Raw genomic sequence first — 15,138 nt, 5'->3', positions numbered from 1 at the left:
TTTACCGCAAAAGGCATGGGTTACATCCTCGATCCCAGCACCTTCGCATAAACATCCACTATGGAATGCCGCGATCACATGAAGCGCAAGAACATTCTTTTCATCATGGCCGATCAAATGGCCTCGCCAATGTTGCCGTTTTACGGCCCTTCGCCCATCAAACTGCCTAATTTGAGTCGCCTCGCTGCCGAAGGCGTGGTGTTTGATTCTGCCTATTGCAACAGCCCGTTGTGCGCGCCATCGCGCTTCACCCTGGTCAGCGGCCAGTTGCCGAGCAAAATCGGCGCCTACGACAATGCAGCCGATTTCCCTGCCGATGTACCGACGTATGCCCACTACCTGCGTCGCCTCGGTTACCGCACTGCATTGTCTGGAAAGATGCACTTCTGCGGTCCCGACCAGTTGCACGGCTACGAAGAACGCCTGACCAGCGATATTTACCCGGCCGATTACGGGTGGGCGGTGAACTGGGATGCGCCGGATGTACGTCCGAGCTGGTACCACAACATGTCGTCGGTGCTGCAAGCGGGACCATGCGTGCGCACCAATCAACTGGATTTCGATGAAGAGGTAGTGTTCAAGGCGCAGCAGTATTTGTTCGATCACATTCGCGAGGAGGGCGATCAGCCGTTCTGCCTGACCGTATCGATGACCCACCCACACGACCCGTACACGATTCCCAAGGCCTTTTGGGATCTGTACGACGATGCTGATATCCCGCTGCCTTCAACGCCGGACCCGCATGACCTCGACCCGCATTCCCAGCGTTTGCTCAAGGTCTACGACCTGTGGGAGAAGCCGCTGCCTGTGGATAAGATCCGCGATGCTCGCCGAGCGTATTTCGGCGCGTGCAGCTATATCGACAGCAACGTCGGCAAACTTCTGCAAACCCTCGAAGAAACAGGGTTGATCAAGGACACTATCATCGTCTTTTCGGGCGATCACGGAGACATGCTCGGCGAACGCGGGCTTTGGTACAAAATGCACTGGTTCGAAATGGCCGCCCGGGTGCCCCTGTTGATCAGTGCGCCGGGACAGTTCGGTGCGGGTCGAGTCAGCGCCTCGGTATCCACTGCCGACTTGCTGCCAACCTTCGTCGAACTGGCGGGCGGCTCGCTGGAGCCTGACTTGCCACTCGATGGACGCTCACTCGTTGCGCACCTGCAAGGGCAGGGCGGTCACGACGAAGTGTTCGGCGAATACATGGCCGAAGGCACGATCAGCCCGCTGATGATGATCCGCCGTGGCGCCTACAAGTTCATCTACAGCGAAGACGACCCTTGCCTGCTTTTCGATGTACAAAATGACCCGCGTGAAATTGAAGAACTCAGCCAATCGCCACAACATCGCCAACTTTTCGAAGATTTTCTCACCGAAGCGCGGGCCAAGTGGGACATCCCGACGATCCACCAACAAGTACTCGCGAGCCAGCGGCGCCGGCGTTTCGTGGCCGACGCCCTGACCATCGGCAAGCTGAAGAGCTGGGATCACCAGCCCCAGGTGGACGCCAGTCAGCAATACATGCGCAACCATATCGACCTCGACGATCTGGAACGCAAAGCCCGTTATCCACAACCCTGCCAAAACCAATAACGTTAAGGGGAAGTCCATGCAAAGGTTATCCACAGTACTGACGGTAGGGCTCCTGGCCTTGGGCAGTGCATCGGCATTCGCCGATCAGGGTTGCGAGACGGTGAAGATGGCCGATCCGGGCTGGAGCGACATCGCCGCGACCAACGCCATCACCGGGTTTCTGCTGGACGGCATGGGCTACAAGGCCAAGGTTGACACTCTTGCGGTGCCGATCACCTTTGGCGGGTTGAAGGACGGCCAGGTTGATGTGTTCCTCGGTAACTGGATGCCGGCACAGCAGGGTTTCTACGACAAGTTCGTGGCGAGCGGCGACGTCACGCAACTGGCGAAAAACCTCGATGGCACAGAATTCACCCTCGCCGTCCCGGATTACGTGTGGGATGCGGGTGTGCATAGCTTTGCCGACCTGAACAAGTACGCGGATAAATTCGACAAGAAAATCTACGGCATCGGCTCCGGCGCGCCGGCGAACCTCTCTCTGCAAGAGATCATCAAGAACAACGATTTCGACATGGGCCAGTGGAAACTGGTCGAATCCAGCGAGCAGGCGATGCTGGCGGAAGTGTCCCGAGCGGTGAAAAAACAGAAGTTCGTGACCTTCCTCGGCTGGACTCCGCACCCGATGAACGTGCAGCTGAAAATGCATTATCTGAAGGGTGGCGAGAAATACTTCGGCGACACCGGCAGCGTCTACACCCTGACCCGCAAGGGTTACGCACAGGCCTGCCCGAATGTCGGCAAGTTGCTGACCAACCTGAGTTTCACTCAGGAAATGGAGAACAGCATCATGGCCGAGGTGGTGAACAAGAAAGTCAGCAACGCAGCTGCCGCAAAGGCATGGATCAAGGCCAATCCGGCGGTGCTGGATAAGTGGCTCGACGGGGTGAAAACCGCAGATGGCAAGGATGCGTTGCCAGCGGTCAAAGCCAAACTTTAGGGGTCAAGGACGCCATCACTAGCAGGCTCGCTTCTACAGGTCGGCGTGCTCCCTGTGGGAGCGAGCCTGCGCGCGATTCGATTTCACCCTTGCGCCATTGCGCCCGACATACCACCCTGACGCATTTGCAGTCATTCACCGAGAGGCTCCATGGCCCTGCCCAGCCGCCATTCACTCTTTCCCTTCCTCACTTGGTTGCCCCGGCAAACCCGCACCAGCGTTGGGCGTGACCTGATCGTCGGCCTCAGCGGTGCGATTCTCGCGTTACCACAATCCATTGCCTACGCCTTGATCGCCGGCCTCCCACCGGAATACGGCTTGTACGCCGCAATCATCCCGGTATTGATCGCCTGTCTGTGGGGCTCGTCGTGGCATTTAATCTGCGGTCCTACGGCGGCGATCTCCATTGTCCTGTACGCCAGCGTCAGTCCTCTGGCAGTTCCGACCTCACAGGACTACGTCACGCTGATCCTGCTACTGACATTCCTGGCCGGCGTTTTCCAATGGTTGCTGGGGCTGCTGCGCTTTGGCGCACTGGTCAATTTCGTTTCGCATTCGGTGGTGCTCGGTTTCACCCTGGGTGCAGCAGTGGTGATTGCCATCGGCCAATTGCCCAACCTCCTGGGGCTGGACTTGCCCAACCAGGCCACCGCGCTGGACAGCCTTATCCTGCTGTGCAAACACCTCGGCGAAGTCGACAAACCCTCGCTGGCTCTGGGGTTGGCGACGGTGATCGTGGGAGTGCTCCTGAAACTGTGGTTGCCGCGCTGGCCGACGCTGCTGATTACTTTGGTGCTGGGTGGATTGCTGGTCTGGCTCTGGCCGTCGAAACTGGGTCATGTGCAACTGGTCAGCGCCTTCACCGGCAAGCTACCGCCCTTCAGCCCGTTGCCACTGGACCTCGACCTGATCCTGCGCCTGCTGCCAAGTGCCGTGGCGGTGGGCATGCTGGGGTTGGTGACCAGCCTGTCGATTGCCCGTTCGATCTCCGCACGTTCTCAGCAGATACTCGACGCCAACCAGGAAGTCCGCGCCCAAGGCTTATCCAACATCGTCGGTGCGTTTTTTTCCGGATCGCTGTCAGCCGGCTCTTTCACCCGCTCGGGCTTGAGCTACGAAGCAGGAGCCTGCTCACCATTGGCGGGGATTTTTTCGGCGCTGTGGGTGGCGTTGTTTGCGATCTTTGGCGCCCAATTGATCGCGCATATCCCGATCCCGGCCATGGCCGGCAGCATTCTGTTGATCGCTTGGGGCCTGGTCGATCATCGCGGCATCCGCGCGTTATTGCGGGTCAGCCGCGCCGAGTTCATGGTGATGGTGCTCACCTGTCTCGCCACGTTGCTTTTGGAGTTGCAGACAGCCATTTACGCCGGCGTACTGGCGTCGCTGTTCGTCTACCTCAAGCGCACCTCACAACCGCGGGTGCAGCATTGGCGCGATGGCGAGGAAGACATCCTGCGGGTTGGCGGCTCGATCTTTTTCGGTGCCAGCCACTACCTGCAAGTTCGCCTGCAACGCATGCACGGCACGCGGGTGGTGATCGAGGCGCAGCAGATCAACTTCATCGATTATTCCGGCGTGGAAATGCTGCATCAGGAAGCGCGGCGATTGCTGCGCCAGGATCGCAGCCTGACCTTGCGCCGGGCGCGGCCGCAAGTGGTGGAAGAACTGAGAAAGCTGGAGGGCGCAGAGAAATGCCCGATCCGGTTTGAGGATTGAAAAGATCGCAGCCTGCGGCAGCTCCTACAGGATGGATGCAAATCCTGTGTAGGAGCTGCCGAAGGCTGCGATCTTTTGACGTTAAAGGGCCAACTGCCGGCGAAGTTCAGCCAACACCGGTGCCGTGTCCGGACGCATGCCGCGCCACAGGAAAAATGCTTCCGCCGCTTGCTCGGCGAGCATCCCCAGCCCATCCATCGCCACCGCAGCGCCATGTTCGCTGGCCCAACGGCAGAACGAGGTCGGGTCTTTTCCGTACATCATGTCGTAGCAAACGGTCTTGCCCGGTTCGATGAGGCTGCTGGCAATCGGCGGCACGTCGCCGGACAGGCTCGCGGACGTCGCGTTGATGATCACGTCCACCGACTCGCGCAACCAGTCAAAACCACTGGCCGATACCGGCCCCAGATCGGCGAACAGCTCGGCCAGCAACTCGGCTTTTTCCACCGTGCGGTTAGCGATGATCACCGATGCCGGCTGTTCGGCCAGCAACGGCTCCAATGCACCGCGCACCGCCCCACCAGCACCCAGCAACAGGATACGTTTGCCCTTGAGGCTCAGACCCAGGTTGACCGTCAGGTCCCGAACCAGCCCGGCACCATCGGTGTTGTCGCCCAGCAGGCTGCCGTCCGCCAGTTTGCTCAGGGTATTCACCGCGCCGGCCCGCTGCGCCCGGGCGGTCAGGGCGTTGGCCAATCGATAGGCCTCTTCCTTGAACGGTACGGTCACATTCGCCCCGCGACCTTCGAGGAAAAAGGTGCGGGCGCAGGTGGAAAAGTCATCCAGTGGCGCCAGCAACGTGTTGTAGTCGAGTTTTTGCGCGGTTTGTTCGGCGAACAGGCGATGGATCAGCGGCGACTTGCTGTGGCCAATCGGGTTACCGAATACGACATAACGGTCCATCTACACACCCTCACCCGTAGGAGCTGCCGAAGGCTGCGATCTTGTTGGCAGCCCCGACGACGTAAGCCAAAACCTAAAAATCAGCCCTTGGCCAACCAATCGCGGTCTTGCAGGAAGTACTCGGTCAGGCGCGCTTCTTCGCTGCCAGGCTCGGCCTTCCAGTCATAACCCCAACGCACTTGCGGTGGCAGGGACATCAGGATCGACTCGGTACGCCCGCCCGATTGCAGGCCGAACAGCGTGCCGCGGTCGTAAACCAGGTTGAACTCGACATAGCGCCCACGACGGAATTCCTGAAACTCGCGCTGTTTTGCAGTGAACGCATCATTTTTACGGCGTTGCACGATCGGCAGGTAGGCGTCGATGTACGCATCGCCGATGGCACGCATGAAGGCGAAACTGGTGTCGAAGTCCCACTCGTTCAGGTCATCGAAAAACAGCCCGCCGATGCCGCGCGGTTCGTGGCGATGCTTGATGTGGAAGTAGCTGTCGCACCAGGCCTTGTAACGCGGATAGACATCCACACCGAATGGTGCGCAAGCCTGCTCGGCGATACGGTGCCAATGGATGCAGTCTTCTTCATTGCCATAGTACGGCGTCAGGTCGAAACCACCCCCGAACCACCAGACGGGCTCTTCACCTTCTTTTTCTGCAATGAAAAAACGCACGTTAGCGTGGGACGTCGGGACATGCGGGTTATGCGGATGAATCACCAGCGACACGCCCAGGGCCTCAAAGCCACGCCCAGCCAGTTCCGGGCGGTGGGCGCTGGCGGACGGTGGGAGACCGCTGCCGAAGACGTGGGAAAAGTTGACGCCGCCCTTTTCAATCACCGCGCCGTTTTCTATCACACGAGTGCGACCGCCACCGCCAGCAGGCCGGGTCCAGGCATCTTCAACGAAGCGCGTGCCACCGTCTTCGGCTTCCAGGGCAGCACAAATACGGTCTTGCAGGTCGAGCAGATAGGCCTTTACGGCCTCGGTGCGGGTCGTCATGTCATCACCTTGAATCGGGCAAAGCTACGCGGCGCTCCACTGGAGCTCGGCCTGCGCAAATGGGCGCGTAGCATAACACCGCAAGTTCCCCCTTCGCAGTTGACGAAGATCAAGCTTAGGAGTCCGATAGGGAGCTTGGTAAAACGACCTCAGGAGAGAGCAGATGGCAAAGCGTATCCAGTTCCGTGCCCATGGCGGTCCCGAAGTGCTCGAGTATGTGGATTACCAGCCTGCCGAGCCAGGTCCGAAGGAAGTGCGCGTGGCCAACAAGGCCATCGGTCTGAACTTCATCGACACCTATTACCGCAGCGGACTCTACCCGCCGCCATCCCTGCCATCGGGTTTGGGCTCGGAAGGCGCGGGTGTGGTCGATGCGATAGGCAGCGACGTGACCCGGTTCAAGGTCGGTGACCGCGTGGCCTACGGCAGCGGCCCGTTGGGCGCCTACAGCGAAGTTCACGTGTTGCCCGAGGCGAATCTGGTGAAACTGCCGGAGGCCATCAGTTTCGAACAAGCGGCGGGTGTGATGCTCAAGGGCCTGACGGTGCAATACCTGCTGCGTCAGACTTATGAACTCAAGGGTGGCGACACCATCCTGTTCCACGCGGCGGCCGGTGGTGTCGGCTCCCTGGCCTGCCAGTGGGCCAAGGCGTTGGGCGTGAAGCTGATCGGCACGGTGAGCTCGGCGCAGAAGGCCGCATTGGCCAAGGCTAACGGTGCTTGGGCGACCATCGACTACAGCCACGAAAACGTTGCACAACGTGTACTGGAATTGACCGACGGAAAGAAAGTCCCGGTGGTGTACGACGGTGTTGGCAAGGACACGTGGCTGACGTCGCTCGACAGCGTCGCGCCGCGAGGGCTGGTGGTGAGCTTCGGTAATGCTTCCGGCGCGGTAGACGGGGTGAACCTGGGGATTCTGGCGGGGAAGGGTTCGCTGTATGTAACCCGGCCTACCTTGGCCACTTATGCGAACAACGCCGAGAATCTGCAGCGCATGGCGGATGAATTGTTCGAGATGATCATCAGCGGCAAGTTGAAGGTGGATATCAGCCAGACGTATTCACTGGCGGATGCGGCGAAGGCGCAGACCGAGTTGTCAGCGCGACGTACGACCGGTTCGGTTGTTTTGCTGCCCTGACGGACGCCATCGCTAGCACGCTAGCCCCACATTGGATCTGTGGTGTTCACAAAACCAGCGTGGGAGCTAGCCTGCTAGCGATGGGCGCACCTCGGTCTTAATCCGGGCGCACAACGTGCCCGGTCGCCAGATCGCGAATCACACTCGGGTTCTTGCGCCCGCCCAGCATTCCGCCAAGCACCAGATCCACCTGACCACGAAAATACTGCTCGACGCGAATCCTCGTACGCGCCGCCGGACGCCCCTGCGGGTTGGCCGATGTCGACACCAACGGCCCGACCAGCGCACACAAATCCCGGATTTGAGGGTGATCGCTGACCCGCAGCGCCACCGTTTCATGCACGCCGGTGATCCAAGGCGGCAGCAGGTTCTGGTGCGGCACCAGCCAGGTGTTTGGCCCTGGCCAAGTGCTGGCCATGCGATCCATCCACAGCTCGGGGAAGTCTTCGAACAGGAAGTCGAACTGACGGATATTATCGGCGACCAGAATCAGCCCCTTGTCCACGGAGCGACCCTTAATCTCCAGCAATCGCTCCACCGCATCGAGGTCCCAGGGGTCGCAACCCAGACCCCAGACTGCTTCGGTTGGGTAGGCAATCACCGCCCCAGCGCGAACTGCTTGCGCGGCTTGTTGCACACGCCAACTGTTGACCATGAAAAACTCTCCAGAATAAGGCTCTGCGCAGTTTACCGATCTTGTTTATAAAACCTAGCTCACCCGTGCAAACCAGCGCCCGTTTTCACACACCGCACGCCCGTCCATTTCCAGCTCCGTCAACGCCGCCAGCACTTTCGGCAAGGCCCAACCACTGGCGTCGACCAGCGCTTCACTGGTCAGGGGCGCCGCATGCAATAACAGTAACAGCGGATCAGTCGTCGTAACCTCGCTTGTCTCTGTGAACAATGGTTGTTGCTGCCAGCCACGCAATGCTTCAAGGATGTGTTCGATGGTTTCAACCAAGACCGCGCCATCGCGGATCAACTGATGACAGCCACGGGCGCCGGGATGATGGATGGACCCGGGAATCGCAAACACCTCGCGTCCTTGTTCCGCCGCCAGCCTCGCAGTAATCAGCGAACCGCTGGCGACACTGGCCTCAACCACCAGAACACCGAGGGACAAACCGCTGATGATCCGGTTGCGTCGAGGGAAGTTACCGGCGCTTGGGCCGGTATCCAGCGCAAACTCTGAAAGCACTGCGCTGCCCGAGGCGATCATGGCGTCTGCCAGGCGCCGATTGCGCTGTGGATAAAACTTCTCAAGACCCGTGCCAAGCACACCGACCGTTTGCCCGCCGATATCGATCGCGGCCTGGTGTGCAGCGGCATCGATGCCCAGTGCCAGACCGCTGGTGATAACAAAGCCGGCGCCGGCGAGGCTGCGGGAAAACGCGCTGGCGGTGTCCATGCCCGGTCGCGATGCTCGTCGGCTACCGACCATGGCCAGCTGCGGTTTTTCCAGAATGCCCGGATCGCCTGCGACGAATAACAGTGGTGGCGCATCGCTGATCTGCGCCAGCATCGCCGGGTAGTCCGGCTGGTCCCACATCAGCAAATGCTGGCCCGGACGCTCCAGCCAAGCCAATGCATGGCTGGCGCCATCACGAATTTCAGCACTACGCCTGGCCTCGGAACAAGCCATCGGCAAACCCAACGCACGCCAGGCACTGGCGGGCGCGCTGATGGCTTTGGATGCCGAACCGAAGGCCTCAAGCAACTTCTTGAAGCGCGCCGGACCGAGCTCCGGTAAACGGTGCAAACGCAAACGAGCTTCCAGTTCCGCAGGGGAAACCGGTGTGACAGGAGACAGCGACATGGATCATCCTTGATCGATTTGAGTTCCCGTCGATGCGGGAACAAGCTGTGGATAACTCTGTTGGTAACTTGTGAACCAAGCTTACGGATTTCGCACTTTGTCCATCACCGCCAGCGAGCGCGAAGCGTCAAGCACCAGCCCGTAACTGAGCTTGTCGTAGGTACGGAAAACCATCAGCAGACCAGCGCGTTCATCAGGAATTTTCAGCGGTTGACCCGTGATCCGGTCGCGCACGGTTTCACCGGTTTTCATGACTTCCAACACGTTGCCCTCGACCAAGCCATCGCGCTGCCCCTTGTTCAGCGTGACCACGTCCATCGCGCCGATTTGCGTCACACCGCGAGGCACATCAATGATCAAGCCATCAATCGGGGTACCGGGTGAACTGGGCTTGAACGCCGAATGGATCGAACGCTCCTCGCCGCTGAACAATCGATCGCCCACACGCACTTCCTGGGTGGTGCGTTGCAGGTCGAGCGTAGCCACCTCGCCTTCGATAGCTATCACCTCGCCACCACCGATGTCATCGGCATTGATGCCCAGAACCTCTTGGCTCTGCGGGTCGGCGTAAACCTTGCCCTGGCGGAAGATACCGTATACCGGTTGCGCGGGGTCGAAGTGGCCCCGAGCAAAGATTCGGTCGCCACTGCCGCTGAGCACGCGCTCGGCATCGCCGGCGACAATGTAGGGTGCCTTGTCGAAATCCTCGGCCTTGTCGACGATGCGGTTGCTTAACAAAAAGCTGTTGATCGATTTCAGCGCAACGCTCGGGAGGGCCTCGGTCTGCGGGCTGACACGCACCTGGGGCGACAACTTTATGGTGGGAATGTCTTGCCCGGGCAGCGCTTGCCCATGCGCGAAACCGGCCGAGACCAGAAGCAGCAGGGCGAGTAGTGATTTCCTCATGCGGTGAATCCCTTTATTATGTGCGTTCACGTGAAACGCCTGAGCCCAGCGGCTCGCTCCCGGCTTGCTTGTCAAAACTTGCTTGTCATCAGAAGGGAGCTACGTTTTACAACGGTAGCCTGCATTTCTTCGGACCCGCCAGGCCATCGACCCGACCTTACTTCACACGTGCAGTCATCAAGATTATGGCCATTTTAAACATCCTCGAATTTCCTGATCCGCGTCTGCGCACTATCGCCAAACCTGTGGCCGTAGTGGACGACGAAGTGCGTCAGTTGGTCGACGATATGTTTGAAACAATGTATGAAGCGCCAGGCATCGGCCTCGCCGCGACCCAGGTCAACGTGCACAAACGCATCGTCGTCATGGACCTCTCCGAAGACCGCACCGAACCTCGGGTGTTCATCAACCCTGAGTTCGAGTCCCTGACCGAGGAGATGGAGCAATACCAGGAAGGCTGTCTTTCGGTACCGGGCTTCTATGAAAACGTCGATCGCCCGCAAAGGATCAAGGTCAAGGCTCTGGACCGTGACGGCCAACCTTACGAACTGATCGCCGAAGGCCTGCTCGCCGTGTGCATCCAGCACGAATGCGACCACCTCAACGGCAAATTGTTCGTCGACTATCTGTCCACGCTCAAACGCGACCGCATCAAGAAGAAGCTGGAAAAACAGCATCGCCAAAACGCTTGATGCCCTCCTTCAAAGGCTTGCTGCGGCAAGCCTTTTTCTTTTCAAGATGCTTTGCAATAGAGAACACCCATGACTGAGCCACTGCGCATCGTCTTTGCCGGCACCCCGGAATTCGCCGCCGAACACCTCAAGGCCCTGCTCGACAGCCCTTACGAGATCGTCGCGGTCTACACCCAACCGGATCGCCCGGCTGGTCGTGGGCAAAAATTGATGCCGAGCCCGGTCAAGCAGTTGGCCCTGGAAAACAACATCCCGGTGTTGCAGCCCCCGACCTTGCGCAATGAAGATGCTCAGGCTGAACTGGCCGCATTGAAGCCGGACTTGATGGTGGTGGTCGCCTACGGCCTGATCCTGCCGCAAGTGGTGCTGGATATTCCGCGCTTGGGTTGCATCAACAGTCACGCCTCGCTGCTGCCACGCTGGCGCGGTGCGGCGCCGATCCAGCGCGCCGTGCAAGCAGGTGACGCCGAAAGCGGCGTGACCGTGATGCGCATGGAAGCCGGTCTCGACACCGGGCCGATGTTGCTCAAAGTCACCACGCCAATCAGCGCCGAAGACACGGGCGGCAGCCTCCACGATCGCCTGGCGGAAATGGGCCCACCGGCCGTGATCCAGGCCATTGCCGGTCTCGCCGCAGGCTCGCTGGAAGGGGAAGTGCAGGACGACAGCCTCGCCACCTACGCGCACAAATTGAACAAGGACGAAGCGCGTATCGACTGGACTCGCCCGGCAGTTGAGCTGGAACGTCTGGTCCGGGCCTTCAATCCATGGCCGATCACTCACAGCACCTTGAACGGCGAAGCCCTGAAAGTGCTGGCCGCGACCCTCGCCGAAGGCAAAGGCACGCCGGGTGAAATCATCAGCGCCAGCAAGGACGGCCTGATCGTCGCGTGCGGCGAGCAGGCCTTGTGCCTGACCCGACTGCAATTGCCCGGCGGCAAGGCGCTGAACTTCAGCGACCTGTTCAACAGCCGTCGCGAGAAATTCGCTACAGGTATCGTCCTCGGCCAAGCGGCGGACGCTCAATGAATCCGCGTCTGGCCGCCGCCAAGGCACTCGCCGCTGTCCTGAACGGAAAAGCCTCGCTCAACAGTTCGCTACCGACACAAATGGACAAGGTCGAGGACCGTGATCGCGGCTTCACCCAGGACCTGGCGTTCGGCACCGCACGCTGGCAGCCGCGCTTGTCGGCCCTGGCGGCCAAGCTGCTGCAGAAGCCGTTCAAGGCAGCCGATGCAGATGTCGAAGCGTTGCTGTTGGTCGGTCTCTATCAATTGCTCTACACCCGCGTCCCGGCGCACGCCGCCATCGGTGAAACCGTCGGTTGCGCCGACAAGCTGAAAAAGCCTTGGGCCAAGGCTTTGCTCAACGCTGTGCTGCGTAATGCTCAACGCGAAAGCGAAACAATTTTCGCCGAGCTGGAACGTGATCCAGTGGTGCGCACTGCTCATCCACGCTGGTTGCAGAAATCCTTGAAGGCGTTCTGGCCAGAGCAATGGGAAGCCATTTGCGCAGCCAACAACGCGCATCCGCCGATGATTTTGCGGGTCAACCGTCGCCATCACAGCCGTGATGCCTACCTCGGTTTACTGACCGAAGCCGGTATTGCCGCGACGCCGTGCGTTTATAGCCGCGACGGCATCGTGCTCGAAGCCGCCACCGATGTGCGCGGCCTGCCGGGTTTCGCCGACGGCTGGATCAGCGTGCAGGACGAAGCCGCGCAACTGGCTGCCGATCTGCTCGACCTGGCCCCAAGTCAACGGGTGCTCGATGCCTGCTGCGCTCCGGGCGGCAAGACCTGCCACATCCTCGAGGCCGAGCCAAAGCTGGCTGGCGTCGTCGCGGTGGACCTGGAAGCCAAACGTCTGGTGCGAGTGCGGGAAAACCTCGAACGCTTGAAGCTCAGCGCCGAACTGATCGCCGCCGACGGTCGCGACACTCAGGCGTGGTGGGATGGCAAGCCGTTCCAGCGCATCCTGCTGGACGCGCCGTGTTCGGCGACCGGCGTGATTCGTCGTCACCCGGACATCAAACTGACCCGCCAACCCGACGACATCGCCGCGCTGGCGGTACTGCAAGGCGAATTGCTGGACGCCATGTGGATAACATTGGAGGTGGGCGGCATTCTGCTTTACGCCACCTGTTCCACATTGCCGACCGAGAACACCGAAGTCATCGAAGCGTTCCTTGCCCGCACACCGGGCGCCCGTGAACTGGATCTCGCCACCACGGCCGGGATCAAGCAACCTCATGGTCGCCAGTTGCTGGCCCAGGAAGGCGGGCACGACGGGTTCTACTACGCCAAGCTGATCAAGATCGCCGCCGCGCGCGGCTAAATGGATTCAATGGAGTGACTGGATGAAAATCATCATCCTCGGAGCAGGGCAGGTCGGCGGTTCGCTGGCGGAACACCTGGCGAGCGAAGCGAATGACATCACCGTGGTCGACACCGATGGCGAACGCCTGCGCGACCTCGGCGATCGCCTGGACATCCGCACGGTTCAGGGCCGCGGATCGTTCCCGACCGTGCTGCGTCAGGCCGGTGCCGACGACGCGGACATGCTGGTCGCCGTGACCAGCAGCGACGAAACCAACATGGTCGCCTGCCAGGTCGCCCATACCCTGTTCCACACCCCGACCAAAATCGCTCGGGTGCGCGAAGCCGCGTACCTGACCCGCGAAGAGCAACTGTTCCAGAACGAAGCGATTCCGGTCGACGTGCTGATCAGCCCGGAACAAGTGGTTACCAACTACATCAAGCGCCTGATCCAGCACCCTGGTGCCTTGCAGGTGATCGACTTCGCCGAAGGCAAGGCGCAACTGGTGGCGGTACGGGCTTACTACGGCGGGCCGCTGGTGGGCCAGCAACTGCGGCAGTTGCGCGAGCACATGCCGAACGTCGAAACCCGCGTCGCTGCGATTTTCCGTCGCGACCGGCCGATCCTGCCCCAGGGCGACACGGTCATCGAAGCGGACGACGAGGTTTTTTTCATCGCCGCCAAAGCGAACATTCGTGCCGTGATGAGTGAAATGCGCCGTCTCGACGAGACCTACAAACGCATCGTTATCGCCGGTGGCGGGCAGATTGGTGAACGCCTGGCCGAGGCCATCGAGAGCCGCTATCAGGTGAAAATCATCGAGATGAACCCGGCGCGTTGCCGACATCTTTCGGATCATCTCGACAGTACCGTGGTGTTACAGGGCAGTGCCTCGGACCGCGACCTGCTGATGGAAGAGAACATCGCCGACGCGGATCTGTTCCTGGCCCTGACCAACGACGACGAAGCCAACATCATGTCATCGCTGCTGGCCAAGCGCCTGGGGGCGAAGAAGGTGATGACCATCATCAACAACCCGGCCTACGTCGACCTGATCCAGGGCGGCGACATCGACATCGCCATCAGCCCGCAACTGGCGACCATTGGCACCTTGCTGGCCCACGTTCGCCGTGGAGACATCGTCAGCGTGCACTCACTGCGCCGGGGGGCGGCAGAAGCCATCGAGGCGATCGCCCATGGCGATGTGAAATCGAGCAAGGTGATCGGCAAGGCCATCGAAAATATCGGTTTACCGCCAGGTACCACGATCGGCGCGATCATCCGCGACGAAGAAGTGATCATCGCCCACGATGACACCGTGATCGAGGCGGGTGACCATGTGATTCTGTTCCTTGTGGATAAAAAGCATATTCGCGATGTGGAGAAGCTGTTCCATGTGGGGTTGAGTTTCTTCTGATCCCTTAGACCGCCTTCGCTGGCAAGCCAGCTCCTACATAGAATCGCGCATAACCTGTAGGAGCTGGCTTGCCAGCGAAGGCGATTTCGAAAACGACAACCATTCGGAAACTCCTCCATGATCGAATCCCTGGAAAAAATGCTCGCCAAGGGTGTGGATAACGCATTGCTGCGCTTCGGCCTGGGCAAGGGTTATCTGGATCTAGGGGAGAACGCCAAGGCTGCTGAACATTTCCAGCGCTGCGTCGAGCTCGACCCGAAGTATTCAGCGGCCTGGAAACTACTGGGTAAAGCCCATCTGGCGCTGGCGGACCATGCAGCAGCGCGCCGAGCCTGGGAGCAAGGCCTTGAGGCCGCTCGCGCCCATGGCGACAAGCAGGCAGAAAAGGAAATGATGGTGTTCCTGAAGAAGCTCGAGCGTCAGGCGCACTGATCAGAGATAACGCAAACCGATGCCTTCGGCATCCACTTGCACCACTTCCATGCGCACCCGCGGCGCACCTGTGGGCAAGTCCTGCACCTGACCGTAAACCACCGCCCCCCGGGGCAGGGCCGACAGTTGCGGATGCTTGACGTAAACGCCGGTGGTCGACAGGTTGCGCGTCTGCCCCAGGCAATCGCCAAAGCTTTCGTGACTGATCTTGATTCGGAACGACTTGCGGTGTTCGGACATCTTCTGCGCCCTTGAATGAACGGTTGTGG

General features: G+C 60.2%; 14 protein-coding genes and 1 pseudogene. 9 read left to right on the top strand and 6 right to left on the bottom strand.

Annotated features, from left to right (window positions below; all coding sequences use genetic code 11):
• Nucleotides 1–78 precede the first annotated feature (78 nt).
• From betC to QMK58_RS00940, 3 genes are all read left to right on the top strand, one after another.
• Entirely contained in the window at nucleotides 79–1,593 is a 1,515-nt protein-coding gene (betC, locus tag QMK58_RS00950) for a choline-sulfatase (protein ID WP_320395773.1), read from the top strand.
• A gap of 16 nt (nucleotides 1,594–1,609) precedes the next feature.
• Entirely contained in the window at nucleotides 1,610–2,530 is a 921-nt protein-coding gene (choX, locus tag QMK58_RS00945; protein WP_053164104.1) for a choline ABC transporter substrate-binding protein, read from the top strand.
• A gap of 150 nt (nucleotides 2,531–2,680) precedes the next feature.
• A complete protein-coding gene (locus QMK58_RS00940; RefSeq protein ID WP_053164102.1) occupies nucleotides 2,681–4,249 on the top strand; it encodes a SulP family inorganic anion transporter in 1,569 nt (522 codons plus the stop codon).
• Between the two features lie 81 nt (nucleotides 4,250–4,330).
• Here the strand turns inward: QMK58_RS00940 and aroE are convergent, their stop codons facing one another.
• Together aroE and hemF are read right to left on the bottom strand one after the other, a co-directional pair.
• A complete protein-coding gene (gene aroE, locus QMK58_RS00935) occupies nucleotides 4,331–5,152 on the bottom strand; it encodes a shikimate dehydrogenase (RefSeq protein WP_053164100.1) in 822 nt (273 codons plus the stop codon).
• 80 nt (nucleotides 5,153–5,232) lie between these two features.
• Nucleotides 5,233–6,147 (bottom strand): oxygen-dependent coproporphyrinogen oxidase, encoded by a 915-nt coding sequence (gene hemF, locus QMK58_RS00930; protein WP_053164098.1) that lies wholly within the window; start codon nucleotides 6,145–6,147, stop codon nucleotides 5,233–5,235.
• A gap of 163 nt (nucleotides 6,148–6,310) precedes the next feature.
• Here hemF and QMK58_RS00925 point away from each other — a divergent pair, with 163 nt between their 5' ends.
• On the top strand, nucleotides 6,311–7,288 hold the full coding sequence (locus tag QMK58_RS00925) for an NADPH:quinone reductase (RefSeq protein WP_053164097.1): 978 nt from the start codon (nucleotides 6,311–6,313) through the stop codon (nucleotides 7,286–7,288).
• Nucleotides 7,289–7,385: 97 nt separating this feature from the next.
• Here the strand turns inward: QMK58_RS00925 and QMK58_RS00920 are convergent, their stop codons facing one another.
• The 3 genes and pseudogenes from QMK58_RS00920 to QMK58_RS00910 all read right to left on the bottom strand — a co-directional run.
• On the bottom strand, nucleotides 7,386–7,943 hold the full coding sequence (locus QMK58_RS00920) for an L-threonylcarbamoyladenylate synthase (RefSeq protein WP_053164096.1): 558 nt from the start codon (nucleotides 7,941–7,943) through the stop codon (nucleotides 7,386–7,388).
• 54 nt (nucleotides 7,944–7,997) lie between these two features.
• Nucleotides 7,998–9,104 carry a DNA-processing protein DprA gene (dprA, locus tag QMK58_RS00915; RefSeq protein WP_320395772.1) on the bottom strand — a complete coding sequence of 369 codons (1,107 nt, stop codon included), beginning with the start codon at nucleotides 9,102–9,104 and terminating at the stop codon, nucleotides 7,998–8,000.
• Between the two features lie 81 nt (nucleotides 9,105–9,185).
• Nucleotides 9,186–9,932 (bottom strand): annotated as a pseudogene (locus QMK58_RS00910) (peptidoglycan-binding protein); the annotation flags it as partial.
• A 263-nt stretch (nucleotides 9,933–10,195) separates the two neighbouring features.
• Here QMK58_RS00910 and def point away from each other — a divergent pair.
• The 5 genes from def (at nucleotide 10,196) to QMK58_RS00885 (ending at nucleotide 14,869) form a co-directional block, all read left to right on the top strand.
• The gene (gene def, locus QMK58_RS00905) at nucleotides 10,196–10,702 is read left to right on the top strand and encodes a peptide deformylase (protein WP_320395770.1); all 507 of its coding nucleotides are present in this window, start codon (nucleotides 10,196–10,198) and stop codon (nucleotides 10,700–10,702) included.
• A 69-nt stretch (nucleotides 10,703–10,771) separates the two neighbouring features.
• Nucleotides 10,772–11,731 carry a methionyl-tRNA formyltransferase gene (gene fmt, locus QMK58_RS00900; RefSeq protein ID WP_053164088.1) on the top strand — a complete coding sequence of 320 codons (960 nt, stop codon included), beginning with the start codon at nucleotides 10,772–10,774 and terminating at the stop codon, nucleotides 11,729–11,731.
• Nucleotides 11,728–13,038, top strand: coding sequence for a 16S rRNA (cytosine(967)-C(5))-methyltransferase RsmB (rsmB, locus tag QMK58_RS00895; RefSeq protein ID WP_320395769.1), 1,311 nt, complete (start codon nucleotides 11,728–11,730; stop codon nucleotides 13,036–13,038). The genes fmt and rsmB overlap by 4 nt, the downstream gene beginning before the upstream one ends.
• A gap of 22 nt (nucleotides 13,039–13,060) precedes the next feature.
• Complete coding sequence (trkA, locus tag QMK58_RS00890) at nucleotides 13,061–14,437, top strand: Trk system potassium transporter TrkA (protein WP_053164084.1); 1,377 nt, start codon at nucleotides 13,061–13,063, stop codon at nucleotides 14,435–14,437.
• A gap of 117 nt (nucleotides 14,438–14,554) precedes the next feature.
• Nucleotides 14,555–14,869, top strand: coding sequence for a tetratricopeptide repeat protein (locus QMK58_RS00885; RefSeq protein ID WP_053164082.1), 315 nt, complete (start codon nucleotides 14,555–14,557; stop codon nucleotides 14,867–14,869).
• Here QMK58_RS00885 and QMK58_RS00880 read toward each other — a convergent pair whose 3' ends face one another.
• Nucleotides 14,870–15,109: a PilZ domain-containing protein gene (locus tag QMK58_RS00880; RefSeq protein ID WP_053164080.1), complete on the bottom strand. Its 240-nt coding sequence runs from the start codon at nucleotides 15,107–15,109 to the stop codon at nucleotides 14,870–14,872.
• Between the last annotated feature and the right edge of the window lie 29 nt (nucleotides 15,110–15,138).

It is taken from the genome of Pseudomonas sp. P8_241 (assembly GCF_034008315.1).
Classification (GTDB): Bacteria; Pseudomonadota; Gammaproteobacteria; order Pseudomonadales; family Pseudomonadaceae; genus Aquipseudomonas.
Note: the sequence above shows the minus strand (reverse complement) of the source record. Positions and strands in the feature narration are given on the sequence as shown.

Bases quoted from the DNA above. Each gene is read 5' to 3' on its own strand.
- betC (WP_320395773.1), top strand. From the start codon at position 79: ATGAAGCGCAAGAACATTCTTTTCATCATGGCCGATCAAATGGCCTCG.
- choX (WP_053164104.1), top strand. From the start codon at position 1,610: ATGCAAAGGTTATCCACAGTACTGACGGTAGGGCTCCTGGCCTTGGGC.
- QMK58_RS00940 (WP_053164102.1), top strand. From the start codon at position 2,681: ATGGCCCTGCCCAGCCGCCATTCACTCTTTCCCTTCCTCACTTGGTTG.
- aroE (WP_053164100.1), bottom strand. From the start codon at position 5,152: ATGGACCGTTATGTCGTATTCGGTAACCCGATTGGCCACAGCAAGTCG.
- hemF (WP_053164098.1), bottom strand. From the start codon at position 6,147: ATGACGACCCGCACCGAGGCCGTAAAGGCCTATCTGCTCGACCTGCAA.
- QMK58_RS00925 (WP_053164097.1), top strand. From the start codon at position 6,311: ATGGCAAAGCGTATCCAGTTCCGTGCCCATGGCGGTCCCGAAGTGCTC.
- QMK58_RS00920 (WP_053164096.1), bottom strand. From the start codon at position 7,943: ATGGTCAACAGTTGGCGTGTGCAACAAGCCGCGCAAGCAGTTCGCGCT.
- dprA (WP_320395772.1), bottom strand. From the start codon at position 9,104: ATGTCGCTGTCTCCTGTCACACCGGTTTCCCCTGCGGAACTGGAAGCT.
- def (WP_320395770.1), top strand. From the start codon at position 10,196: ATGGCCATTTTAAACATCCTCGAATTTCCTGATCCGCGTCTGCGCACT.
- fmt (WP_053164088.1), top strand. From the start codon at position 10,772: ATGACTGAGCCACTGCGCATCGTCTTTGCCGGCACCCCGGAATTCGCC.
- rsmB (WP_320395769.1), top strand. From the start codon at position 11,728: ATGAATCCGCGTCTGGCCGCCGCCAAGGCACTCGCCGCTGTCCTGAAC.
- trkA (WP_053164084.1), top strand. From the start codon at position 13,061: ATGAAAATCATCATCCTCGGAGCAGGGCAGGTCGGCGGTTCGCTGGCG.
- QMK58_RS00885 (WP_053164082.1), top strand. From the start codon at position 14,555: ATGATCGAATCCCTGGAAAAAATGCTCGCCAAGGGTGTGGATAACGCA.
- QMK58_RS00880 (WP_053164080.1), bottom strand. From the start codon at position 15,109: ATGTCCGAACACCGCAAGTCGTTCCGAATCAAGATCAGTCACGAAAGC.